Here is a 24741-nt window from a genome sequence, read left to right as displayed (position 1 = left end):
AATCATATTCAGCCTTTTTATTTTTTATTTAAATAGCCTCTTTTTCTAAAGTTCCATCAGTAAATTGGCTATTATAAAGTTCTTTATAAAATCCATTTTGGTTCATAAGCTCACTATGATTTCCTTGTTCTATAACAGTTCCATTGTTCATTACTAAAATTAAATCTGCATTTTTTATAGTTGATAATCTATGAGCAATTACAAAGCTAGTTCTACCATTCATTAAATTGTCCATGGCTTTTTGTATATACGCTTCAGTTCTAGTATCAACACTACTTGTAGCCTCATCTAATATTAATATAGATGGATTTACAAGAATTGCTCTTGCAATAGTTATTAATTGTTTTTGTCCTTGTGATATGTTAGAAGCCTCTTCATCTAAAACAGTATCATATCCATGTTCAAGAGTTCTTATAAAATGATCCGCATGAGCTGCTTTAGCTGCATTTATAATATCCTCTTCTGTTGCGTTTTCAACTCCATAGGCAATATTTTCTCTTATAGTTCCATTAAATAACCATGTATCTTGAAGAACCATTCCAAAGATACTTCTAAGGTTTTCCCTTTTTAAATTTCTAATATCTTCTCCATCTATAGTTATTGTTCCACTATTAATTTCATAAAATCTCATAAGAAGATTTATCAAAGTAGTCTTTCCTGCACCTGTAGGACCAACTATTGCAATGGTTTCTCCCTTTTTAACATCAACATTCATATTTTTAATAAGAGATACTTCCTCTTTATATGAAAAATCAACATTTTGAAAGCTTACATATCCCTTAGGATTATCTATTGTTTTTGCGTTTTCATTATCTTTTATTTCCTCAACTTCATCTAACAATTCAAAAACACGCTCTGCTGAAGCTATAGTTGATTGAAGTATATTTACTATATTTGCAGTTTGATTTATTGGTTGTGTGAATTGTTTTGAATATTGTATAAAGGCTTGAATATCTCCTATATTTATTCTTCCCTTAGTTACAAATATTCCTCCAACTACACAAATAGCTACATATCCTATATTACTTACAAAACTCATAATTGGCATTATAATGCCTGATATAAATTGAGCTTTCCAACCAGCATCATAAAGTTTCTTATTTATTTTATCAAATTCTTCTATTGACTTTTCCTCACGGGAAAATACTTTTATTACTTTATGTCCTGTATACATTTCTTCAACATGTCCATTTAGTTCTCCTAAATACTTTTGCTGATTTTTAAAGAACTTCTGAGAACGACTTATAATAGGTTTTGTAGCTAAAATAGATACTGGAATTATTAAAAATGTTATAAGTGTCATAATAGGGCTTATAGTAAGCATCATTACAACTATACCAACTATTGTAACTACTGATGTAATAAGCTGAGTTATACTTTGTTGAAGAGTTGTACTTATATTATCAATATCATTGGTAATTCTACTTAAAATTTCTCCGTTTGTATGGCTATCATAAAACTTTATAGGTAATAAGGCCAACTTTTCATCAGCATCACTACGCATTTTTCTAACTGTACTTTGGGCAACTCCAGCCATTATATATTGTTGTATATAAGAAAATATTGAACTTATTACATACAATCCTATTAAAATAATTATAAATTTTAATATATAATCAAAATCTATAGCTGCACCAGGTAATCTCTTAAATTTAAGTATTAATCCTTCAAATATTTTATTAGTTATTTTTCCTATTATTTTGGGACTCAAAATAGTAAACACTGTACTTAATATTGCCATTAAAAATATAATACTTATTCTAAACTTATAAGGATTTAAGTACCTCATAACTCTTTTTAATGTCTTTTTGAAATTTTTAGGTTTTTCTCCTATAAATCCTGCTCCCATAGGGGATCTTCCACCATGTCTCATTCCTTGTTTACTCATGCTATCTCCTCCCCTGAAAATTGTGATAATACAATTTCTTTATAAACGGATGAGGTTTCTAATAAATCTTTATGAGTTCCTATTCCCTTAATTTCTCCCTCATCTAAAACTATAATTCTATCTGCATTCATAATAGTGCTAACTCTTTGAGCAACAATTATAACAATAGAATCCCTAGTTTCACCCTTTAAAGAATTACGAAGTTTTGCATCAGTTTTAAAATCTAAGGCTGAAAAACTATCATCAAAAATATATACATCTGGCTTTCTAACTAATGCACGAGCAATAGAAATACGCTGTTTTTGCCCTCCTGATACATTAGTACCACCTTGTGATATTATTGAATTGTATCCATCTTTCATATTTGAAATAAACTCTGATGCTTCTGCTATTTTACATGCATGTTTAACTTCTTCAAAAGAGGCATCCTCTTTTCCGTATCTTATATTGTCCATTATAGTTCCAGTAAATAAAACTGACTTTTGGGGAACAAATCCAATTTTATTTCTTAAAACCTTATTGTCTATATCATTAACATTTACACCGTTTAGTAATATTTCTCCACTTGTAACTTCATGAAATTTTAAAATAAGTTCCATTAAAGTTGATTTACCAGAACCTGTACTTCCTATAATAGCAGTTACTTCTCCTTTATTTGCTTTAAAAGAAATATCCTTAAGTATAGATTCTTCTGATCCCTTATAGCTAAAATAAACATTTTTAAACTCAATACACTCTGCATTAGAAATCTTTTCACAAGATACATTGTAAGTAGATTTTTCTGTATCCATTTCTAACACTTCATTTATTCTTGTGGCAGATGCTGATGCACGTGGCAACATAACAAACATCATAGATACCATTATTAATGAAAACATTATTTGCATTACATACTGAATAAATGCCATAAGATCTCCTACTTGCATTTCTCCAGTATCTATTCTTTTAGCTCCAAACCATAAAATAGCTATTGTTGTAAGATTAAAAATTAGCATAATAACTGGCATAAGCCCTGCCATTATTTTGTTAACCCTTATAGCTGTATTTGTAAGATCAAAATTTGCTTCATTAAATTTTTTCTTTTCTGTATTCATTTTATTAAAAGCACGTATTACTCTAACACCACTAAGTTTTTCTCTTAAAACTAAATTTAGCTTATCTACTTTTAGCTGCATTACTTTAAATAATGGTATAGCTTTTCTAGTTATTAAAAAAATACAAATAGCTAAAATAGGGGTAACTGCAAGTAATATTGATGTCAACTTTAAATCCTTTGACATTGCCATTATAATACCCCCTACGAGCATAAGTGGAGCTGACACCATCATACGAAATATTATAATAAGAACTTGTTGTATTTGATTTATATCATTAGTAGTTCTTGTTATTAATGATGATGTACCTATTTTATTAAATTCATCTAAGGAAAAACCCTCTACCTTTGTAAAAACCTTATATCTAAGATCAGATCCAAAGCTTGTTGCAACTTTAGAGGAAATAAAACTCGCTCCTATAGTACATAACATTCCTCCAGCTGCCACTAAAAGCATGTACATACCTACTTTTAATATATAATCTGTATCTCCTTTAACTACTCCCTTGTCTACAATATGCGACATAAGATTAGGTAAATATAAATCACTCATAGATTGACAAAATACTAACAAAAATATAAAAATAATTAACTTTTTATATTTTTTTAAAAGCTTAAGTAACTTTATCATTTGTTTTCATCTCCTTTTATTTTAAGAACTTTGTTCATAATAGTATAAAAAAATATCTATTTTTATGTATTAAGTATTTTAAATACTACCACTTACAATTTTCTTGGTCAATAATTAAAAATTTTTTTTCATAAATTATTAATATCTTTAATTTTATAAATTTAAAAAATAAAAAAATAACCTTATTAAAAGGTCATTTTAAATTTAATTAATAATAAATCCATAAAAAATTGTTGCTATAAAATTCATTCCGAGTCCAATGAATATTTCATACGGAATTAATTTTGCTCTTTGTTTAATGTTTAATGATACGCTTTCTGCACTAATATGAAATAAATTACCATGTGGCAAATCATCTATTACTGATACTCCTGTATGCACCATTTCTGCTGCTGCCACTTTGCTTACACCCATATTTAATATAGATGTATTGAATACTGAACTAGTCACAACTGATCCTCCTGTTATAGATGCAGTTGCTCCTCCCATAAGTATACCAGAAATAGATGCTAGTAATACCCCAGAAATCCCCAAATGATTAATTATATGAATTACATCTTCACTTAAAGCTGACTTTGAAATTATACCAGCAATACTTCCTGTACCTAATAATAATATTGCTGCACTTTGCATTTTCATAAGTCCACTTGCCATATACTTTTTTAAATTCTTAAATTCGCCCATAGCAATAACCGCTACAACTCCACCGAATGGTAAGATTATCATAGGATCTAAATTTAATTTAAGTAAAGAATTCAATATTAATATAGCTACTACAAATACAGGACCCACCATAGCGTTTTTAAAACTAGGTAAACTTTTATCTTCTTTTATTACACATTCACCTAAGATTCTATCTCCCTTGTGAGCCATTTTTTTAGCTATTATGTATGTAATTACTACTCCAAATATTGCTGGTACAATTCCAGCTAGCATAGACATTGACAAGTCAATTTTAAATCCATCACATATAGCTATTGCATTTGGGTTCGGTGACATTATATTACCTGACTTTCCCCCTCCAAGCATTGCTATAAGTATAGATCCTTTAGATAAGTTTGCTTTTTTTGCTATTATTAATGCAATAGGTGCTACAGTAATTATAGTAACTGGTATTATTACTCCAACAGCACAAATAATACAAGATGAAAGAATAATGGCCATAAGTGCTTTATCTTCTCCTAATGTTTGTGTTATTGTCTCTGCAATTTTATCTGCTGCTCCAGTTTCTATTAATACTCCTGCAAACACACCTACAGTTAATACCCTTAAAACTGCTGGTACAATACTTTGAGCCCCAGAAACTAAAATACTAACAGTTTCAGTAATTGTAGCTCCACCTACAATTCCACCTATTAAAGCGCCACTTATCATAGCATAAACAGGATTAACTTTTTTAAATATTAAACATATTGCAATACATAGCCCTATTAGTGCTCCTAATGTACTAATCTCTACCATACAAAATCCCTTCTATGTTTAAATTTATTGGGTTTTAAACTCACTTAAAAAGTTTATCATATTTTTCGACATTTTCATAGATTATTATTATACTTTTTCCATTTGTTATATATCTGACAAAGTTATCATTATATTTTTTATATTTTTTTAAATGTATTATATTCTTTATTTAAATTTAAAATAAAAAAGAGCTGATTAATCAGCTCTTTTGCTTTGAATACGTTTTCCTTTAATTCCATTTAAATTTTTCTAACAATATCTTTTCTAATACTTCCTTTAAAGAAACCTTTTCATTTTCTTCTTTAGGGTTTAAAACTGGTACAAACATATTTAATTTAATTTCATCATATGAAATGCATTCTTCTTTTCCATTTATTCTTACTCTCCAATACATTTTTCCTAAGTGTTCTTCTTCTATAACTATAGCAGCTACTCCTATTTCATTTCTTAACTCTTCAATCATATTATTTAATGTAGTTGATATCCTATGTTTTTTAGAATTATATTCTTCAACCCTATTCTTTATTACCATTTTCCAATCCATATATAGCCCCTCCCATATTCAGATTTTTAATTGTAACATTTATTTATGAATAGTATTTACTTACTATATTCAACATAGATGTATAAATTCCTTTAAATTTTCATAATTTTCTCACAATTATTTTTTAATAATACCTTTATTATAATTTATATTAATTGGAAGGGTAAATTATCCTCTTTTATAATATATAGATTTAATTTATTTTATTATTTTTCTTGCTTAATATCCACTTACTAAAAAAGGTTGTTTCAATCACTTTTTAGTATATATGGTAAATTTTTAACCACCATAAGCCCTATATTCTTATTCTCATATCTAAAACCATAATAAAGTCTATTATCATAATCCTCATAAAAGTAGTTAGATACATGAACTTAAAGCAGTATCTCCATCAAATATATTATTACTTGTAAACACCTCTATGACCTTCTTATAGCTGCTAAAGCTAACTTCTCCATATCTACAATCCAATAATATCTGCACCCCTTCTTTTGATTTCCTTATTCTAAGTCCTTTAGTCTGTCTCTACTTGTCCTCTGTCTCCTTTGATATTATACCTTTTACAATCTCTTCTCCTGCTAGTATCTGTCCTGTAGAATTACAAATATATTCTTCTGTTCTTAACATAGTACCTCCTGTATTTATCTTATTGATAGCTATAATAGACTATCAGTAAGTAATAATGAATAATACTTGTTAAGTGACAATAAAACAAGCCACCAAAAAAGGTGGCTACAACCCTAGTCAAATTCGACTAGTCTCTACCGTTGTGACTAGACAACAAACATACTATATAGTATTAACACATTTCAACTTTTGATACATTTATTAATAATTTTAAACAAAAGGAGGTGTAAACACCTCCCTTCAACAAAACCTAACCTAATCTAAGATTAGTCTCTACCGCTGTGACTAGACAGCAAACATATAATTTTATTATATTATACAGTATTAAATTAACACTACATTTATACCAAATTCAGTAAACTTCTTTTTAAAACTTAATCTTACCTAAATTTATTTATATGATTTTTACTGTTATTTCTGTACCTTTATGATAACACATATCACAAAAGCAGACAAGCATTTTTTTGCTCTTTCTTGAAATTACTGTATCTTAAAAATCAAAAGCGTACAACACTCTCTTTTTTAATAACTGCATGTCCATTTTATCTATATTCCCCAAATGTTCTTTTATTCTAACTTTATCAACGGCCCTAATATCCTCACACTTTACGCAAGAATCGTCTTTTAAAAAACTGTACTTAGATTTTCTTAATATCATGTGATTTTTATACATGGGAACTATCTTTCCTGCACTATCTTTTTTACTCTTTAACTTAGTCGAAAGCGGAATTATCACAACAGTATCCCCATTGTTTAATTCATTTCTTGTAATAACTAAACATGGTCTTTTCTTGTTTTTTTCTCCCCCTAAATTTCCCATTCCAAGTTCTATATTAAAAACTCCCCCTCTCTTAATCACTGGATTAATGTGTTTTTTCTTATTCTCTGCTTTTAATTCTATAAGTTCAATCTTTCTAGCTAACCAGTAACCAGCATCTCTTATATTTTCGTTCTTATCCCACTTCAGCATATTAACCTCCTGTTAATTTAAATTTCAAATACAATTGTACTACTAGATAAGAATATTTTCTATTCATCGTATATGCTAGCAATAAAATAAGCTCTGAGCAAATAATTTACCTACCTATGTCAGCTACAAAAATATAACTGCAAAGGGTATTGATTGCCACTCATCTTGCATTATATAAACATCTTACAAGAAATATAACAAAGATATTTTTCTCATGCTCCATATAACAGTTGATTTTATGCATCGAATCAACTCACCTACGTATATTTTTTAAATATCTAACAAAAAAATACCTCCCTAACTACTGTATAGCTAGCATTAACTAACATATATCGTAATCAAAGAGGTGTTATATTTACCTTAATCCTTGTATATATCTCTTAAATTTTAAATAGCTTAATTAATATGTATATCTTACTCCAGCCATTTTTATACTAATTTAACAACTGATAATATACTTATTAACCTCTTTCAAATCATTGATATTACTGTATTGTAACAGCCTTATCCTTCAAATTCTTCTGGATATTCAGCATTGTGATAAACGTCTTGAACGTCATCATCTTCTTCAAGCATATCTAAAAGCTTTTGAGTTTTTGGAGCTGTTTCCATATCTACAGCTGCCATAACGTCTGGTATCATTGTAACGTCTGCTTCTAAGAAAGTATATCCATTCTTTTCAAGTTCTTCACGTACTGCTGAAAAATCTTCTGGATCAGTTGTAATTTCAAAAACTTCTTCTTCAGCACTAAAATCTTCTGCTCCAGCTTCTAATGCTTGCATCATTAATTCATCTTCATCAATTTCATCTGTTTTTTCGATTACTAATTGACCTTTTCTTTGGAACATGTATGATACGCAACCATTTGCTCCTAAATTTCCGCCGTATTTATCAAATTTATGTCTTACACTAGCTGCACTTCTGTTTCTATTGTCAGTAAGGCATTTTACCATTACTGCAACTCCGCCTGGTGCATATCCTTCGTAAACTATTTCTTCGTAAGTTATTCCTTCAAGCTCACCTGCACCCTTTTTAATTGCTCTATCAATAGTATCGTTAGGCATGTTTGCAGCCTTTGCTTTAGCAATAACATCTCTTAATTTTGCGTTTGTATCTGGATTAGAACCACCATCTCTTGCTGCTAATATAAGTTCTCTTCCTATTTTAGTGAAAATTCTTCCCTTTGCAGCATCATTTTTTCCTTTTTTAGCTTGTATATTATGCCACTTTGAATGTCCTGACATAAAAATTCCTCCTAACTCTAGTTATATAAAATATATTTTATATACATTTATAAACATTAATCCCACAATCGCATAATATTATATCATATATGCCATTTTTATTTCAAATTTTATTGATATTGTTCGTCATCATCCTTATATAATCTGTTTTCCATTTTAAAATAATAATGCTCTTTTCCTTCTATAAATTCAGCTTTTCCCGAAGTCGCTTCCGTAATTTTATTTTTTATATTCTCGCAATTAGAACTTTCGGTTAGTATGAGAATACTTACTTTATCTGTGTATTCTGTGTCTTCCATATGCCATAGATTTTGTCCACATACATACTGAACTTTTCCAAGAAGATCATAATCTATGTTTATTTTTAGAGGTAATCCCTTTACTTTTTCTACTATGCCAGCTTTTTCAACTGCCATTGCTGCGGCTTTAGAATAAGCTCTAACAAGTCCTCCAGTTCCAAGAAGTATTCCTCCAAAGTATCTTGTAACTACTATAGCTACATCTGTTACTCCATTCTTTTTCATAACATCAAGAACGGGTACTCCAGCAGTTCCTTGAGGTTCTCCATCATCAGTGTATCTTTGAATACCCATATTTTCTCCTATTATGTAGGCATAAACATTATGTCTTGCATCTTTAAATTCTTCTTTAATTTTATCAACAAAAGCTCTAGCATCTTCTTCTGTATGAACTCTTTTAGCATGTCCTATAAAAATAGATTTTCTCTCTTCAAATTCTTCTCTAGATTCATCTTTTATAGTAAAGTAACTCATATATTTAAAGTCTCTCCCTCCTGTAGATCATTAACTACCCTATCTCCACTTTCTATAGTTTCTATATAGCTCAAAGCAGCTTTTTTTAAATATTCTTTAGATGTAGTATCCTTTATATTTAATATTTTTTCTTTAGCTTTTATACTATTTATTTTTTGTAAAGCCTTTATAGCATACATAACAACTTGTGCATTTTCATCTTCTAATGCTCTTATTAGTGCAATTTCACATTTTGGATTTTGAAGTTTTCCCATAGCTGATACAGCCATTCTTCTTACATTTACAAATTTATGTACAGAAGCTTTCATAAGTATATCAAGTCCGTTTATGTCTCCAATTTCCCCAAGTATCCAAATTGCTGATTCTTTATCTTTAGAATACATATCTTTATAATTTCTTCTTATAAATTCTATAAGTTTTGCCTTATTATCATTGTTTAAAGATTTTAATACTTCTATTTTATCACCTTTACCAGCCTTTGATATTGTTTTAAAAAATTCCTTTGAATTTTTGCTTTTTGCTAAAAATCTATATTTTATCTTACCCTCAATTACGTGATTTTGAACTGTAGTCCTATCTAAATTTCTAATTTTGCATATAGCATCTATACTTTTACCCTCAACAAATAAAAAGTAGGTTATATCCTCATCATTATATTTATCTATTTGTTTCCAATCAAGTTCTACAAGTCCCTTTCTCATAATTTAATCTCACCCTTTTGTGATAACACCTTATTTATTATATCTATACCTTTTTCGATTTCATCAATATCTGTTGATGAAAACCCTAGTCTAAAATATTTCTCTCCACTATGAATATTATTATAAAAAATTTCTCCAGGAGTTATTATAACTTTGTTATATTTACATTTATTAAAAAGCTCCACTGCATTTATAGGAATGTCTTCGTTTATTTTCAAATAAAAATTAAGACCTCCTCCTGGACTTTTAAATGTAACTTTGTCTTTTAATTTATCTTCTATACATTTTTTCATATAATAATATCTTTGTTTATAGGAATTATTTAAAAACTCCATATGAGTTTTCCAATACCCATCTTTAATATAGAGATCAAGTGCCCTTTGCATTAAACTTGATGTTGTTATGTCCGTATTAACTTTACAACTTTGAACTCTATCACTAAAAATTTTAGGGGAAATTAAATACCCCATTCTAATACCAGGTAAAAATATTTTAGAAAAACTTTTTATATATATAACCCTATCATATATATCTAAGCTTTTAAAACTATTATACTTTATATTATCATCATATATTAATTCAGATAAATAGTCATCTTCTATAATATAAAAATCATATTCTTCTGCTAAATTTAAAATTTCCATTTTGTCTTCTTTAGAATATGTATTTCCTGTAGGATTTTGAAAATAACTCATAAGGTAAAAACACTTTATTTTATTTTTTTTAAGTATTTTTTTTAAGGCATGAATATCTATGCCGTCTTCTTTTATGTCTACTTCAAATATATTTGCTCTCCTACTTTTAAAAACATTTAAAGCCCCACTATAAGTAGGTTTTTCAACTAAAATATTATCATTAATATTGATTATTGCCTTTGAAGCTATATCTATACCTTGCTGAGCACCTGATACAATAAGTATGTTGTCACTACTTATTTTGTTTTTCCAAAATCTTTCCCTTATACTATTTCTAAGCCCATTGTAACCTAATATATCTTGGTATGTAAAAACTTCTGAGCCATACCTATCTAAAACTTCATTTAAAACCTTTTTAAATGTTTTTACAGGGAAAAATTCTGCACAGGTTGTTTCTCCAGTGAAATCTATATACTTTTTTAAAGAACCACTATTGATTTTTCTATAAATATTTGAGTATTCTCTTAAAATTTCTATATTTTCTTCTCTTCCCTTTGCAAAAGTTCCACTTCCAATTTTTTGCACAGCAAATCCTTCTATTTCTAATCTTTTATATGCATTAACTATAGTTATATTGTTTACTTCTAAGTATTTTGCTAAAGTTCTAATTGCAGGAAGTTTTTCTCCATCTGCTATACGTTTATTTAAAATTAGTCTTTTTAAATGATTTACTATTTGTATATATTTTGGGCTATCTTTTTTAAATTTTATATGGTATTTATCCATAGTATTTTCCCCTTTATTAAAAAATTTGGCATACACCAGTTATGTATGCCAAGTAATTATTAAATAAAATATACATTTTCTTTTATTAGAACATTATTATTTTCGTCTTTGTACTCTCTACTTTTCTTTTTCACTATTCCATTTTTGAAAAGTTTGTTTAATATTTTTTCAAAACGAATATTAAGATTTTTAAACAATTCATCAGTTAATATATCCTGTGAACTTAATAAACAATCCTTTTCTTTCATAAATTCTAATAGTAAAGCACTATATTTTCTTATGTTGTTATTTATATTATTATCGAGAAACTTTAGCACTTTCTCAATTATGGAGTACATATTTTTTTGACCACAGAAAAACAACTTGTCAGCAAGTTCTCTTAACTCATCATTTAAATTTGTAGCCATAGTCATTACATCCTTGCTTATCATATATCCTGAATAATTAATATAAAGCTTTGAAAAATCTTCTAGTGCTTTTATGGCTGAACTATATGCCATATAAGTTCCATTGTTAACTAGATACTTTTTACTTACCTCTATACTTTTTAATAAATCGCTTAAATAAACCATATTCCATTTTGCTCTATCAATGTCAGGATAGTATCTTCCCATATCATATTTTGCTGTAACTTCATCATCTTTTGAAAAAACTAATCTAGAGGATAAAAATAATCTGTGTATAAAGCCCCCTGCCATTTCTTCTTGATATAGCGTTAGAAACTTTTCCTTACTAATTAATTTTATATGTACTGGTATATTGTTTTCTTCTGTATAAATTTTGCCCCTATTTTCTATTTTATCTTTGCATATAACAAATAAATCTATATTTGATCCTTCCCAAAGATCACCTGTAAGCATACTTCCAAATACCATGGCTGCAAGAATTGAATCATTTTTTTTAAGATCATTAACTAACTTTGAAAATGCCTTTTGATAACTTTCTATATTGTTCAGCATTAAATCCCCCCTAATTTATACTGATATTTATTTTTATTATTAAAATATTTATAATTTACTACAGAATTGTTTTGCATCATATAATATTTTTTCTTCGTCTATATTTGTGAATTCACCTTTTTCCATAACTATATTTCCATCTATAATTACATACTCAACTTCATTTCCAGTTGCTGAGAATACTATATTTGAATATATATCATGGCAAGGTATCATAGTAGGTTTATTCATATTTAACATTATAATATCTGCAATGTTACCCTTCTTTATAGCTCCTAAATTATCTATTCCAAGTGCCTTGGCCCCATTAACTGTAGCCATTTCTATTAGTGTTTTTGCACTTAGTCTTGTAGTATCTTTATAAAAAAGATTTTGAAGTAATGCTCCTGTCTCCATTTCTTGAAACATGTTAAGATTATTGTTACTACATGTTCCATCTGTACCTATACAAACATTTATTTTTTTATCCAGCATATCTATAATTCTTGGAACTCCACTTGCAAGTTTCATATTACTTTGAGGATTATATACTGGACTTACATCTCTTTCTTTTATAATTTGTATATCTTCATCAGTTAAATGTACACAATGAGCCGCCATAACTTTATTTTCAAAAATTCCTGTATCAATCATGTACTCTGTAGGTGTCATATTATATTTTTCTTTTATTATATTCACTTCATCTAAGGTTTCTGATAGATGTATATGGATATTTTCTTTATACTCTTTTGCAAATCTTCCAGTTTCTACTAAAGCTTCACGAGATAATGTATAAGGTGAGTGAGGCGCTATCATTGTTCTTATGAGTCCATTTTTATATTGTTTATCTACTAATTCTTTAAGATCAATAGCTTCCTTTAATTGTTCTCTCCACTCTTCTCCAAGAACCGATGTTCCAAGTACACATCTAATATTAAATTCATTAATATTATTTAACATTTTATCAAACTTAAAGTACATATCATTACATGTAGTTGTTCCAGTTCTTAACATTTCTATATAGGCAAGTTTATTCCCTATTTCTCTATGTTCATCTGTAAATTTTCTTTCCATTGGCCATACTTTTTCATTTAACCATCTCATAAGAGGAAGTCCTTCACCATAACCTCTCAAAAGAGTCATAGCTGCATGTGTATGACCATTAATAAATCCTGGCATAGCACAGTAGCCTTTCCCATCTATTACTTTTAAATTATTAACCTCTCCATTAAAATTTCCTTCTGATACTTCTTTAATTTTATTATCGTTTATTAGAATATATCCATTCTTTATAAATTCTTTATTAGAATCCATAGTAACAATAGATACATTTTTTATTAGTATTTGTTTCATAAAATACCTCCTTTCCATTTAAAAGTTTATTTTGTACTACTTATATTACATATTTTTCGCATTTATTATATATTTTATCATCTACCATAGCAATAATTCTTGTACCGTTATCTTTGTATTCTTCCTCTAGAACTTTTCCATTTCTATGAAGCATTGCAACAGAGGCACTATCACTATATGGTATTAAAAATTCTACCTTTTTTAGAGGGTTTGGAAGAGCCGTGCATATATCATTTAAAAGTGTGTCTAAATTTAAATTATCCTTTGCTGATATTTCAAGTACTTTTAAATTATTAAACTTTTCTTTTAGCCCTTCTAATTGTTCCTTGTCTGCTTTATCTATTTTATTAAGAAGTAGTATCATAGGTTTATTAATAGATTCTAGTTCTTCTAAAACAAAGTTTACAGCTTCTATTTGTTTATAGGCATCCTTTGAAGATGAATCTACAACATGTAATAGTAAATCTGAATTTACAACTTCTTCTAAAGTTGATTTAAATGCTTCTACTAAATCATGAGGTAGCTTTCTTATAAAACCAACGGTATCTGTAAGTGTTACTAATCTATTATCAGGTAATACCAATGCTCTTGTTGTAACATCTAAAGTAGCAAATAGCATATCTGCTTCAAATACAGTTTCCTTGTCTACTACATCTTTTGGTGATGCTATTTCACATAATTTATTTCTTAAAGTAGATTTTCCAGCATTAGTATATCCAACCAATGATATTTTAGGCACATTATCTTTACTTCTTTTTTCTCTTTGCACCTGTCTATTTTTCTTTATCTTAGCAAGTTCCTTGTTAAGATCGTATATTCTCTCTCTTATATGTCTTTTATCTATTTCAAGTTTTTTCTCACCAGGACCTCTAGTTCCAATTCCAGCACCTGTTCTAGATAATACAGCACCCATTCCTATTAATCTTGGAAGTCTATACTTTAATTGAGCAAGTTCAACTTGAATTTTAGCTTCTTTACTTTTAGCTCTTCTTGCAAATATCTCAAGAATTAAAGTTGTTCTATCTATTACTTTAGTTCCTGTTGCACTTTCTAAATTTCTAATTTGAGATGCTGATAGTTCATCATCAAAAATTATTAAATTTGCATTAGAAGCCTGCCTTACCATTGAAAGTTCTTCAACCTTACCTTCTCCAATAAAATATGCAGTATCTATTTTTACTCTTCTTTGCATTACTCTATCTACTGTAACTACATTACAAGCTTTAGCAAGTTCACAAAGTTCATCTAAGCTTTCTTCATTTTCTATACCAACTAAAACCGCTCTTTCCCCTTTGTCTTCCTCAACTTCATTAGATGATAGATTTATTTCTATATTTTTAACTACATTTAATATGTTTATATTAAGTGCTTTATCAAGTGGAAGATTTGGTGCAACTTCTGCAATTAATGTATTATTATCTATACCACAAAATCCTACAGTTACATCCTTGCACTTTCCATCTTCAACTGCTACTGCTACCATACAATCTAGCTTTAGTGCTATAAGAGCAGATACATCTAATGATGAAAGTCTTGAATTACCATTAGGATGTGTATGTATTATTCTAACCCCTGATAATTTTTTAGATTTTATATCTATAATGGGCATTTCAACAGTGCTACTATCACCAACAGCTACACTTAAAATGTTTCCCTTTCTATCAATTGCTACACTTATTTCTTTGTTTATGTCTCCTGTTATCTCACTTATAATTTGTATAATTTGTTCATTTGCAATACTTTGCCTATCTACCTTAAAATCGTATATACTTTCTAGTTTTTTTAAAATCGTCTTTCGTATACCCTCTAAATTTCCAACTATCATTTTATTTCCTCTCTTTAATATATAGTAATTTATATTTATTTTACTCAGTTTAACTATATTTTATAATATAACATATATTATTTCCATCTATAATTTTCATATAATTTTATACTATGAAAATATTATTGTAAATAGTAGTATATATTCTAAATATCTTTTTAAAACCTCCTAATAATATAGAAAGATTCTTTTTTATTGCAAATATAACCATTTTTATCCCACTTATCATATATTTTATAAGATTTTATAGGTTATATTAAATACAAATATCAAAAAGCCTTGAAAAATAGAAAAAATATTGTTAATATGTATAATATATTTTTTAATATAATTAACACTTTAAATATCTAATATGGGGGATTAAAATGGAAAATAAAAAGAGAAATATTCTAATATCAGAAAAACAAATTCGTGAGAGAATCGAAGAACTTGGAAAAGAAATTTCATCCCATTATGAAGGTAAAAAACTTTACGTGTTATCATTACTTAGAGGTAGCTTTATATATACAGCGGACTTAGTTAGACATCTAACTGTTCCAACTAAAATTGGTTTTATGACAACATCAAGCTATGGTCATAATGAAACTTCTTCCGGTAATGTAAAAATAGTTCATGATATACCAGATGATATTAAAGGATTTGATGTACTAGTAGTAGATGATATAGTTGATACTGGAATCACTATGAAGTTTGTAGTAGATCATGCTAAATCTTTAGGCGCAAATAGCGTTAAAAGTTGCGTACTTTTAGATAAACCAGAAAGAAGAAAAGCGGATATTGAACCAGATTTTTGTTGTTTTGAAATTCCTGATGTATTTGTGGTAGGTTACGGTCTTAACTATGGTGATTACTATAGAAACATACCTTACGTATTTAACTGGGAAGAAAACTAGTCTTTCAAAACAAGAATTACTATGCGAAAGCATAGTAATTTTTCTTTTATTAGGGTTTGTATGTTTATATAGCATTTACTAAACATAGAATATATTAATTGTTTCTATTTCATGCTATAAATAAAAAAATAGTGTATAATTTTATTGTATACTATTTTTAATCATTATTTCATTAGTATATTAAGGAGGAATATTTATATGACTGAAAACAGAGATAATAAAACTTCTCAGTCTGAAAAAACAACTCAAAAAAAGAAGAAAAAAAAGTTTAAAGCTTTTAAAATCATATTAATAACTTTTATCACCTTAATTGTAATATCTTTAGTAACAGCTATTGGTATTACATTAGCTATTATAAAAACATCACCTGATATAAATATTAACGAAATTATAGCAGCCAGTGATGCATCTAAAATCTATGATGATAAAGGGGAACTTGTAGATAGCATAATTACATCTAAGAAAAAAATTCTTGTAAAATATGATGAAGTCCCTGAAAATCTTATAAATGCTTTTGTAAGTATAGAAGATGAAAGATTTTTTAAACATAGTGGTATTGATGTTAAAAGAATAGCAGGTGCTTTTCTAATTGATATGAAAAATATTGTTAGTGGTAAACCAGCGCTTCAAGGTGCCTCAACAATAACACAACAATTAATAAAAAACACTGTTTTTGAAACTCACGGAAATTCTCTTAATGACAAATTAAGAAGAAAAGTTCAAGAGTGGTACTTAGCTCCTAAGCTAGAAAAAGAAGTTGGTAAAAAATCTATTATGGAAGCCTATTTAAATACTATTTATTTAGGTGGTAGGGCAATTGGTGTTGGTGCTGCTGCTGATCAATATTTTAATGTTTCAATAGACAAACTTGATCTTGTTCAATGTGCCTTTATTGCAGGACTTCCTCAAAGTCCTTCAGTATACTATCCATATTCTCGTACATCTAAAAAAGATCCTTCTAAGTATATAAACAGAACTAAAACTGTTTTAGCTAAAATGAAGGAAAATGGATATATATCTCAAAATGAATATATATCTGCATTAGCTGAACTTGACACAAGTAAAAGCACTGTGACAAATGATGAATCTATTCAAACTTTAGGACAATATACTATTCATAAACCAACTAATATTGATGAAAAATATAACTTTGAATGGTTCACAAGACCTGCCATTGAAAGAGTAAAGAAAGATCTTAAAGATATTTATAATTATTCTGATGATGAAATTGAAAAACTACTTGTAAATGGTAATCTTAAAATATACACTACCATGAACAAAGACCTTCAAGTTTCAACACAAGAAATTATTGATAATGATGAAAAATTAAATAGTCTTTCTAGTAGCAAAAATAATTTAGTAGAACCACAAGCTTCAGCAGTTCTTACAGATTATCATACTGGAGAAGTTAAAGTAATTATAGGTGGTCGTGGAACTCAACCTGCTCTTGCCTACAATAGAGCAACAAATGCAAAGGTAGCTGCAGGTTCTAGTATTAAACCTCTAACTGTTTACTCTGCTGCAATTGATTCAAAACTTGCAACAGCAGCTACAGTGCTTGAAGATTCCCCATTACCTGAAGCTATGTCTAAAAAATATTCTGCACCAGGTACTAATTGGCAACCTAAAAATGCTAATGGAGTTTACTCAGGATATTTAGGATTAAGAGATGCTCTTAAAAATTCTGTTAACGTGTATGCAGTAAAACTAGAAGATAAAATAGGTTTAAACACTGGTGTTAAATACGGTGAAAAATTTGGATTAACTTTTGATAATGTTGACAAAAATAGTATGGCTGCAATAGCACTTGGTGAATTAAATAGAGGTACAAATACATTTACTATGGCAAATGCCTATGGAGTCTTCGGAAATAATGGTATGTACTCAAATCCTAGACTTTACACTAAAGTATTAGATAGAAACGGAAATGTACTACTTGAAACTAAAACTCAAGCTACACAAGTAATTTCTCCTGAAGCAGCATACATTATGTACGATTTATTAAAAGGACCAGTAAAAGAAGGTACAGCTACCCGTATACAACATACTTATCATAGTGATATACCTATAGCAGGTAAAACTGGTTCATCAACTAAATTTAAGAATCTTTGGTTCTGTGGTTTAACTCCTTATTATTCAGGAGCTGTATGGATAGAAAACAAATATGGTCAAAGTATTTACAGTAGTGATGCCGCTGCATTATTCGGTAAAATAATGAATAGAGCTGTTGAAAATTTACCTGAGAAAGAAATCGAAATGCCTGAGGGAATTATTAAAGCAGAAGTAGATAGAGTATCTGGACTGCTTCCTACTGATCTTTCCTACAAAGATCCTCGTGGAAGTCAAGTATATACTGAATTATTTATAAAAGGCACAGTTCCTACTGAACAAGATAACATTCATGTATCTACAAAAGTAAATAAATATAACGGGCGTGTTTCAGGTTCTTATACACCATCATTTTTAACAGAATCTAAAGTGTTCATAAAAAGACAATCTGATTCTGAAGTACCTTTAGATGATGACATGTATGTACTACCAGATAAAGATAAAAAATCCTCTAATAAATCAAAGCACAATCACAATAATGATGCAAAGCATGATAATACTAATAACAGCGAAGATGCTACTAATGAAGCGAGTACAGAACCTTCACCTAATACTGATACTGTACCTGAAGATTCAACTAATAATTTAGACCCTACAAAAAACACTGAAAAGAAACCTAGCGATAAAAAAAATAAAAAACACGTTATAAAACCTATAATAAGACCAAAAAAACATTTTTAAATAAAAAAGAGGATGACACAAATCATCCTCTTTTTTATTTTTATAATTACATCTTTTTATCAATAAAAAGTTTATTATAACCCTACTTATAAGGTCACCCAAACTATTTTGTCTTTGAATTAAATAAGATTGCCATTATATAACCAAATATTATGGCAGCACCTATTCCACCAGCACCACCCTTTACTCCTCCAGTAAATATTCCCAAAAACCCTGCCTTATCTACTTCTTTAATTACAGACTTTGCAAGATTATAGCCAAATCCAGGTAGTGGAATAGTAGCTCCTGCTTTTCCGTATTTAACTAGAGGTTCATATATACCTAATGCTCCAAGTATTACTCCTGCTGTTACAAATGCCACTAATATTCTTCCAGGTGTCAGTTTTGTTTTATCCATAAGAATTTGTGCAATTACACATATAATTCCTCCTACTACAAAAGCCATAACATAATCCTTCATATTACATTCCTCCAAATTCTATTGATACTGCATGAGCAATTCCAGGTATACTTTCTCCTTGAAGGGATGTTGTAGAACTCATAAGTGCGCCTGTTGATACTAATAAAACTTTTTTATATTTACCTTTTAATATATTTTTATATATATATCCGCAACTAACCACTGCTGAACATCCACAGCCACTTCCTCCACAGTTTACCTTTTGCCTTTCTTTATCAAATATTTCATCACCACAATCTATATAGTTAGCTGATATGTTATACCCGTACTCCTTTAATAGCTCTTCGGTTATCTTTTTTCCTAAATTTCCAAGATCTCCACTTGCAATTAAATCATAATCTTCTGGACTTCTTCCAGTATCCTCAAAATGCTGTTTTATGGTATCTACTGCAGCCGGTGCCATAGCTGATCCCATATCACTAGTATCTGTTTGACCATAATCTTTTATTTTGCCAACAGTAAAATAAGATGCATAAGGGAATTTTCCTTCTCTTATTCCATCCCTTGCAATTAACATAGCTCCTGATCCAGTTACTGTCCATTGAGCTGTAGGAGTTCTTTGGCTTCCCATTTCTAGTGGAAATCTAAATTGTCTTTCAGCAGAAGAAAAGTGTGATGATGTTGCAGCTACTGCATAATCTGCATATTCAGCATTTACAAGCATAGATGCAACGCCTAAAGATTCTGACATAGTTGAACATGCTCCGTATAAACCTAAAAAAGGTATATCAACGTCTCTGGCTGCAAAGTTTGATGCTGCTGTTTGATTTAATAAATCTCCTGCAACTAAGTAATGTATATCTTTTTCCTCTAAATTAGACTTTTTAAGTGTTTCCTGCACGGCTCTATACATAATACTACTTTCAGCTTTTTCAAAACTATCCTTTCCATTTAAGTCATCACTTAATATTATGTCAAAGTAATCTTTTAGTGGACCTTCTCCTTCTTTAGGTCCAACTACGCTAGTTGTAGCAATTATTCTAGGCTTATTTTCTAATTTTATTGTTTGTTTTCCAATCCTTTTAGTCATTTTGTTTTACACCTGCCCTAATTCAGTTATTTCTTATAAATTTATTAAATAATGTATAAGTCCAACTATTATTGATGAACCAATTCCATAAACTAAAACAGGTCCTGCGATAATAAACATCTTAGATCCAACTCCAAATACAAAACCTTCTTTTTTAAATTCCATAGCTGGAGATACAATTGAATTTGCAAAACCTGTAATTGGAACTACTGAACCTGCTCCTGCAAAATCTCCAATTTTATCATAAATTCCAATACCAGTTAAAAGAGCTCCTATAAAAATCATAGTTATAGCAACATATGCTCCTGTATCCTCTACTGAAAATCCTAGACTTAAATAAAAATTCATAAAAAATTGTCCTATATCACAAATAATTCCTCCAACAAAAAAAGCTCTAATACAATCTTTAATAATATTAGACTTAGGAGATTCTTGTTCTGTTAACTCTTTAAATTTTTGTTTTAATTCCTCTTCTTTGATTTTCATTTCCATACCCTCTTTATTTATTTTTGTATAATTCCTTTAAAGTTATTTTTAGCAATATTTTATTTTTTAAACACAAAAATTTATATATAAAAAAAGGATACAAAGATATGTATCCTTTTTTACTATCCACTTAATTTTTCTTTCATTGTTTTTAATACTTTCTTTTCTATTCTAGATACTTGTACCTGACTTATTCCAAGCATTTTTGCTACCTTAACTTGTGTTATATCTTTAAAATATCTAAGTATTATAATTTGCCTTGATCTTTGGTCTAACTTGCTTAATGCTTCTTTTAAAGCTATTTTATCTAATTCATCTATTTCGCTCTCATCTTTTAAAACTACTTTATCAATTAAATATATAGGTGATCCATCATCTTGATGAATTGTATCATATAAATACTTAGGTTCATTAATGGCTTCTGTTGCAAATATAATTTGTTCTTTATCTATTCCTGAAAACTTTGAAAGCTCTTCTACAGTAGGTTCTCTATTCAATTTTTTTGTTAATTTTTCTTTATCAAAATGAAGCTTTCTTGCAGTATATTTTACACTTCTACTAACCTTTATAAGTCCATCGTCTCTTATAAACCTTCTTATTTCACCCATAATCATAGGCACTGCATAAGTAGAAAACTGTACATTATAGCTAGAATCAAAATTGTTTATTGCCTTTATAAGCCCCATAGAACCTATTTGAAATATATCTTCGTATTCATATCCTCTGTTTAAAAACTTTTTACTTATAGCCGTAACTAGTGGTAAATTTTTCTCAACAAGTTCATCTAATGCTTTTTTATCTCCAAGTTTAGCCTTCTTTATTAATTCTAAATTTATTTCATAATTATTAGAATTTCCTTTAGCATTACTTTCACTCATAGTATACACAAACCAAATTCAAGGTTTTTCCTCCTTTCTTATAATTTATTCTATAGATTTAAGTTTCTTTTTCATAATAATTCTAGTACCATTTTTTTCTGTAGATTCAACTCTTAATTCATCCATAAATGTTTCCATAACCGTAAATCCCATTCCTGAACGCTCAAGATCAGGTCTTGAAGTATAAAGCGGTGTCATAGCTTGTTTAACATCTTCTATGCCTATACCATCATCTTCAACTATTATAGTTATATCTTTTTCAAATATTTCGCACTGTATTTTAACGATTCCATCTTCCCTGTCGCCATATCCATGTATTATAGAATTAGTTACAGCTTCTGATACAGCTGTTTTTACATCAGTGATCTCTTCCATAGTAGGATCTAATTGAGATATAAAAGCTGCAACTGCTACTCTTGCAAAACTTTCATTTTGTGATTTACTTAAAAATTCCATTTTCATCTTATTACCACTCATTACATTTACCTCCACTATATATTCTCCATTGCATCCTGCAAACTATCGTATAAAGGAATTATCTTAAACATTCCTGATAATTCAAAAACCCTTTTTACAGCACCTTTAGCACCTATCATATTTATTTTTCCTTTTTTCAACAAAAGCTTTTTATATCTACCTATAACAACTCCAATTCCTGAACTATCCATAAAGTTTACATTTGTAAAATCCATTATAACTTTGTAAAATCTAGTTCTATCTATTCTATCATCAATCCTGCTTCTAACTTCTTCTGCAGTATGATGATCTAATTCACCTTCCATATGTACTATCAATATATCTTCTCTTTCCTCAAACACTAGATTCATTTTTTACCTCCTATAGTAATAAATATAGTATATCTATTTAACTAATTCTATAAAGGCAGGTAATTTCCTTCTTTTGGAAAAATAATTCGTTTCAAATAAAAAAGCATCTAGTAATCTATACTAAATACCTTTTATATGATTCTGTTCAATTATATTTATTTCTTCATCTGTAAATCCGAAAATATTATTTATATCTTCTTCTGTTAACTCATCTTTTTCACTCATAGTTGGAATGCATAATTTCATAATGTTATTTGGGTAATACTCATACAAGTCATGTCCTAACTTCTTTGCAAAGCTTTGAAAATAAAATTCATAGGCTTTACTATTTAATAAAGAAGTTAAATATTTATATGTAAAAGGTACTCCATCTTTTAATATTAGTGAATATACATCTGCACTAAAATAACATCCTTTTGTGTCTATGCTAAACTTATTTTCTTTTGCTTTATATGGAAATACTATTTTCTTTTTTTCAAAAATTTCTTTTTTCCTTCCCCATTGAAGCTCATACCAATTTCTAACGCCTCTTTTACATTCTCTTCTATTTAAAAGCTTATCTTTATGTAATTTAATGTGATTTATTATGTTTGGATACTTTTCTACATCTTCAATTAAATCAGAATATATAAGATATGTATCCTTCATTTCTATATTGTTTTCACTTATATAACTGCTTTTAATCCAAGGTTTTATAATATTCTTTTCTAGATTTTCTTTGTTTATGGTTTCACTATCCACAACAAATGCTTTATCACACCCTGTTATTATCCCTTGATAACTATCACATATATTGTATAAATGAGTAAAACTTCTTTTTTCTATTTTAGATATTATATCTCTTTCTTTCTTATCTCTTAATATCCATCCCTTATTGTTTAAAGAGTTTTTGTTTATATAAAAGCACTTATAACTATTTCCCTCTTTTAAAAATAAAGATTTGTAAAAATTTTTCCCTTGACTTTTAGAAATTTCATTTGGCTTTATTACTTTTATCTCTTCTTTTGCATCTTGTTTATTTATTAAAAATATTATAACGGGATCTACCCCTGCATTTTTAAAAGGCCTTATTCCATAAAAATCCACTATAGTATAAAGACTACATACATCTTTTAACACCTTTCTAAGTTCTTCTCCACTTGGTGATTCCATAAAATATCTGGAAGTTATAAAGGATAACTTGCCTTCTTTTATAAGATTATTTATAGCTTGTTGAAAAAAACAATAAGAAATATCTCCTTTATCTTTATAAACTTCTTTAAAAGATGACTTTAATTTTTTACTGTATTCCTTATCAACACATTTATGTCCTACATAAGGAGGATTTCCTAAAATGATATCAAATTTACAATCACATTTATTTAATAAGAAATCCATACATCTTAAATTTTCGTCACAAAAATACCCACTTATTTGGAACAAATCTATAGCTAGTATTTTAAGAGCTACTTCATCTATATCAAATCCAAAAAGGTTATTTTTTATTATATGTTTAGGTATATCTTCTTCATTTAAATTTATATTGTTAACTTCATTTATGGATTTTAAATTTTCTATATATATTTCTTTTAATTTTTCATAACAAACTATAAGAATATCTCCACAACCACAAGATGGATCTAGTATTTTTATATAGGGATTTTTTACTACATCTTCCTTAGATAAAACATTTTCTAGCATATATGCTGATATTTCCTTTGGGGTATATACAACGCCCTTTTCCTTTTTCTTATCTTTTTCCTTTAGACTTATGTATATCTCTGAAAATTTTTCTTTACCTAAATTTAAGGTTTTTTTATAGTTTTCTATGGCCATTGTTTTAAAAATTCTATCTATAGGTGCATTGATTATATTGTATAATTCATTGACTTTATTTAAAAAAAGCTCATACATTTCCATCTCTCCAA

General features: G+C 28.5%; 21 protein-coding genes. 2 read left to right on the top strand and 19 right to left on the bottom strand.

Going from position 1 to position 24741, the window contains the following annotated elements:
- Positions 1 to 28: 28 nt before the first annotated feature.
- From NT01CX_RS04710 to hflX, 12 genes are all read right to left on the bottom strand, one after another.
- Entirely contained in the window at positions 29 to 1888 is a 1860-nt protein-coding gene (locus NT01CX_RS04710) for an ABC transporter ATP-binding protein (protein WP_011721903.1), read from the bottom strand.
- Positions 1885 to 3612, bottom strand: coding sequence for an ABC transporter ATP-binding protein (locus NT01CX_RS04705; protein ID WP_011721902.1), 1728 nt, complete (start codon positions 3610 to 3612; stop codon positions 1885 to 1887). The genes NT01CX_RS04710 and NT01CX_RS04705 overlap by 4 nt, the downstream gene beginning before the upstream one ends.
- A gap of 204 nt (positions 3613 to 3816) precedes the next feature.
- Positions 3817 to 5073, bottom strand: coding sequence for a GntP family permease (locus NT01CX_RS04700; protein WP_011721901.1), 1257 nt, complete (start codon positions 5071 to 5073; stop codon positions 3817 to 3819).
- A 229-nt stretch (positions 5074 to 5302) separates the two neighbouring features.
- Positions 5303 to 5617, bottom strand: coding sequence for a hypothetical protein (locus NT01CX_RS04695; RefSeq protein ID WP_011721900.1), 315 nt, complete (start codon positions 5615 to 5617; stop codon positions 5303 to 5305).
- A gap of 1117 nt (positions 5618 to 6734) precedes the next feature.
- The gene (locus NT01CX_RS04690; RefSeq protein WP_011721898.1) at positions 6735 to 7214 is read right to left on the bottom strand and encodes a type II toxin-antitoxin system PemK/MazF family toxin; all 480 of its coding nucleotides are present in this window, start codon (positions 7212 to 7214) and stop codon (positions 6735 to 6737) included.
- Positions 7215 to 7718: 504 nt separating this feature from the next.
- Positions 7719 to 8459, bottom strand: a complete 741-nt coding sequence (locus NT01CX_RS04685; RefSeq protein WP_011721897.1) for a YebC/PmpR family DNA-binding transcriptional regulator — start codon at positions 8457 to 8459, stop codon at positions 7719 to 7721.
- A 110-nt stretch (positions 8460 to 8569) separates the two neighbouring features.
- Positions 8570 to 9232, bottom strand: a complete 663-nt coding sequence (locus NT01CX_RS04680) for a YigZ family protein (RefSeq protein ID WP_011721896.1) — start codon at positions 9230 to 9232, stop codon at positions 8570 to 8572.
- Positions 9229 to 9933: a HEAT repeat domain-containing protein gene (locus NT01CX_RS04675; RefSeq protein WP_011721895.1), complete on the bottom strand. Its 705-nt coding sequence runs from the start codon at positions 9931 to 9933 to the stop codon at positions 9229 to 9231. The genes NT01CX_RS04680 and NT01CX_RS04675 overlap by 4 nt, the downstream gene beginning before the upstream one ends.
- Entirely contained in the window at positions 9930 to 11354 is a 1425-nt protein-coding gene (locus NT01CX_RS04670) for a PLP-dependent aminotransferase family protein (RefSeq protein WP_011721894.1), read from the bottom strand. The genes NT01CX_RS04675 and NT01CX_RS04670 overlap by 4 nt, the downstream gene beginning before the upstream one ends.
- A 59-nt stretch (positions 11355 to 11413) precedes the next feature.
- Positions 11414 to 12313 (bottom strand): nucleotidyltransferase domain-containing protein, encoded by a 900-nt coding sequence (locus tag NT01CX_RS04665; protein WP_011721893.1) that lies wholly within the window; start codon positions 12311 to 12313, stop codon positions 11414 to 11416.
- A 48-nt stretch (positions 12314 to 12361) separates the two neighbouring features.
- Complete coding sequence (locus tag NT01CX_RS04660) at positions 12362 to 13645, bottom strand: amidohydrolase (RefSeq protein ID WP_011721892.1); 1284 nt, start codon at positions 13643 to 13645, stop codon at positions 12362 to 12364.
- Positions 13646 to 13685: 40 nt separating this feature from the next.
- A complete protein-coding gene (hflX, locus tag NT01CX_RS04655) occupies positions 13686 to 15470 on the bottom strand; it encodes a GTPase HflX (RefSeq protein WP_011721891.1) in 1785 nt (594 codons plus the stop codon).
- Positions 15471 to 15835: 365 nt separating this feature from the next.
- Here hflX and hpt point away from each other — a divergent pair, with 365 nt between their 5' ends.
- Both hpt and NT01CX_RS04645 read left to right on the top strand, forming a co-directional pair.
- Positions 15836 to 16363, top strand: coding sequence for a hypoxanthine phosphoribosyltransferase (gene hpt / locus NT01CX_RS04650; protein ID WP_011721889.1), 528 nt, complete (start codon positions 15836 to 15838; stop codon positions 16361 to 16363).
- 198 nt (positions 16364 to 16561) lie between these two features.
- On the top strand, positions 16562 to 19153 hold the full coding sequence (locus tag NT01CX_RS04645) for a transglycosylase domain-containing protein (protein WP_011721888.1): 2592 nt from the start codon (positions 16562 to 16564) through the stop codon (positions 19151 to 19153).
- Between the two features lie 103 nt (positions 19154 to 19256).
- On the opposite strand, the gene spoVAE is transcribed toward NT01CX_RS04645, so the two are convergent.
- The 7 genes from spoVAE to NT01CX_RS04610 form a co-directional block, all read right to left on the bottom strand.
- Complete coding sequence (gene spoVAE, locus NT01CX_RS04640; protein ID WP_011721887.1) at positions 19257 to 19613, bottom strand: stage V sporulation protein AE; 357 nt, start codon at positions 19611 to 19613, stop codon at positions 19257 to 19259.
- A 1-nt stretch (position 19614) separates the two neighbouring features.
- On the bottom strand, positions 19615 to 20643 hold the full coding sequence (gene spoVAD, locus NT01CX_RS04635; protein WP_011721886.1) for a stage V sporulation protein AD: 1029 nt from the start codon (positions 20641 to 20643) through the stop codon (positions 19615 to 19617).
- A gap of 33 nt (positions 20644 to 20676) precedes the next feature.
- A complete protein-coding gene (gene spoVAC, locus NT01CX_RS04630; RefSeq protein WP_011721885.1) occupies positions 20677 to 21129 on the bottom strand; it encodes a stage V sporulation protein AC in 453 nt (150 codons plus the stop codon).
- Between the two features lie 122 nt (positions 21130 to 21251).
- Positions 21252 to 22007, bottom strand: a complete 756-nt coding sequence (gene sigF, locus NT01CX_RS04625) for an RNA polymerase sporulation sigma factor SigF (protein WP_011721884.1) — start codon at positions 22005 to 22007, stop codon at positions 21252 to 21254.
- Positions 22008 to 22052: 45 nt separating this feature from the next.
- Positions 22053 to 22484 (bottom strand): anti-sigma F factor, encoded by a 432-nt coding sequence (spoIIAB, locus tag NT01CX_RS04620; protein WP_011721883.1) that lies wholly within the window; start codon positions 22482 to 22484, stop codon positions 22053 to 22055.
- A 14-nt stretch (positions 22485 to 22498) separates the two neighbouring features.
- On the bottom strand, positions 22499 to 22834 hold the full coding sequence (gene spoIIAA, locus NT01CX_RS04615) for an anti-sigma F factor antagonist (protein ID WP_011721882.1): 336 nt from the start codon (positions 22832 to 22834) through the stop codon (positions 22499 to 22501).
- Between the two features lie 120 nt (positions 22835 to 22954).
- On the bottom strand, positions 22955 to 24727 hold the full coding sequence (locus tag NT01CX_RS04610) for an Eco57I restriction-modification methylase domain-containing protein (protein ID WP_011721881.1): 1773 nt from the start codon (positions 24725 to 24727) through the stop codon (positions 22955 to 22957).
- Positions 24728 to 24741 lie beyond the last annotated feature (14 nt).

Source organism: Clostridium novyi NT, assembly GCF_000014125.1.
Lineage (GTDB): Bacteria > Bacillota > Clostridia > Clostridiales > Clostridiaceae > Clostridium_H > Clostridium_H novyi.
The sequence above is the reverse complement of the archived record's forward strand: the minus strand, read 5'-3'. Positions and strand labels throughout refer to the sequence as shown.

Excerpts from the sequence above, each read along its gene's own strand:
- NT01CX_RS04710 (WP_011721903.1), bottom strand. The coding sequence starts at position 1,888 with ATGAGTAAACAAGGAATGAGACATGGTGGAAGATCCCCTATGGGAGCA.
- NT01CX_RS04705 (WP_011721902.1), bottom strand. The coding sequence starts at position 3,612 with ATGATAAAGTTACTTAAGCTTTTAAAAAAATATAAAAAGTTAATTATT.
- NT01CX_RS04700 (WP_011721901.1), bottom strand. The coding sequence starts at position 5,073 with ATGGTAGAGATTAGTACATTAGGAGCACTAATAGGGCTATGTATTGCA.
- NT01CX_RS04695 (WP_011721900.1), bottom strand. The coding sequence starts at position 5,617 with ATGGATTGGAAAATGGTAATAAAGAATAGGGTTGAAGAATATAATTCT.
- NT01CX_RS04690 (WP_011721898.1), bottom strand. The coding sequence starts at position 7,214 with ATGCTGAAGTGGGATAAGAACGAAAATATAAGAGATGCTGGTTACTGG.
- NT01CX_RS04685 (WP_011721897.1), bottom strand. The coding sequence starts at position 8,459 with ATGTCAGGACATTCAAAGTGGCATAATATACAAGCTAAAAAAGGAAAA.
- NT01CX_RS04680 (WP_011721896.1), bottom strand. The coding sequence starts at position 9,232 with ATGAGTTACTTTACTATAAAAGATGAATCTAGAGAAGAATTTGAAGAG.
- NT01CX_RS04675 (WP_011721895.1), bottom strand. The coding sequence starts at position 9,933 with ATGAGAAAGGGACTTGTAGAACTTGATTGGAAACAAATAGATAAATAT.
- NT01CX_RS04670 (WP_011721894.1), bottom strand. The coding sequence starts at position 11,354 with ATGGATAAATACCATATAAAATTTAAAAAAGATAGCCCAAAATATATA.
- NT01CX_RS04665 (WP_011721893.1), bottom strand. The coding sequence starts at position 12,313 with ATGCTGAACAATATAGAAAGTTATCAAAAGGCATTTTCAAAGTTAGTT.
- NT01CX_RS04660 (WP_011721892.1), bottom strand. The coding sequence starts at position 13,645 with ATGAAACAAATACTAATAAAAAATGTATCTATTGTTACTATGGATTCT.
- hflX (WP_011721891.1), bottom strand. The coding sequence starts at position 15,470 with ATGATAGTTGGAAATTTAGAGGGTATACGAAAGACGATTTTAAAAAAA.
- hpt (WP_011721889.1), top strand. The coding sequence starts at position 15,836 with ATGGAAAATAAAAAGAGAAATATTCTAATATCAGAAAAACAAATTCGT.
- NT01CX_RS04645 (WP_011721888.1), top strand. The coding sequence starts at position 16,562 with ATGACTGAAAACAGAGATAATAAAACTTCTCAGTCTGAAAAAACAACT.
- spoVAE (WP_011721887.1), bottom strand. The coding sequence starts at position 19,613 with ATGAAGGATTATGTTATGGCTTTTGTAGTAGGAGGAATTATATGTGTA.
- spoVAD (WP_011721886.1), bottom strand. The coding sequence starts at position 20,643 with ATGACTAAAAGGATTGGAAAACAAACAATAAAATTAGAAAATAAGCCT.
- spoVAC (WP_011721885.1), bottom strand. The coding sequence starts at position 21,129 with ATGAAAATCAAAGAAGAGGAATTAAAACAAAAATTTAAAGAGTTAACA.
- sigF (WP_011721884.1), bottom strand. The coding sequence starts at position 22,007 with ATGAGTGAAAGTAATGCTAAAGGAAATTCTAATAATTATGAAATAAAT.
- spoIIAB (WP_011721883.1), bottom strand. The coding sequence starts at position 22,484 with ATGAGTGGTAATAAGATGAAAATGGAATTTTTAAGTAAATCACAAAAT.
- spoIIAA (WP_011721882.1), bottom strand. The coding sequence starts at position 22,834 with ATGAATCTAGTGTTTGAGGAAAGAGAAGATATATTGATAGTACATATG.
- NT01CX_RS04610 (WP_011721881.1), bottom strand. The coding sequence starts at position 24,727 with ATGTATGAGCTTTTTTTAAATAAAGTCAATGAATTATACAATATAATC.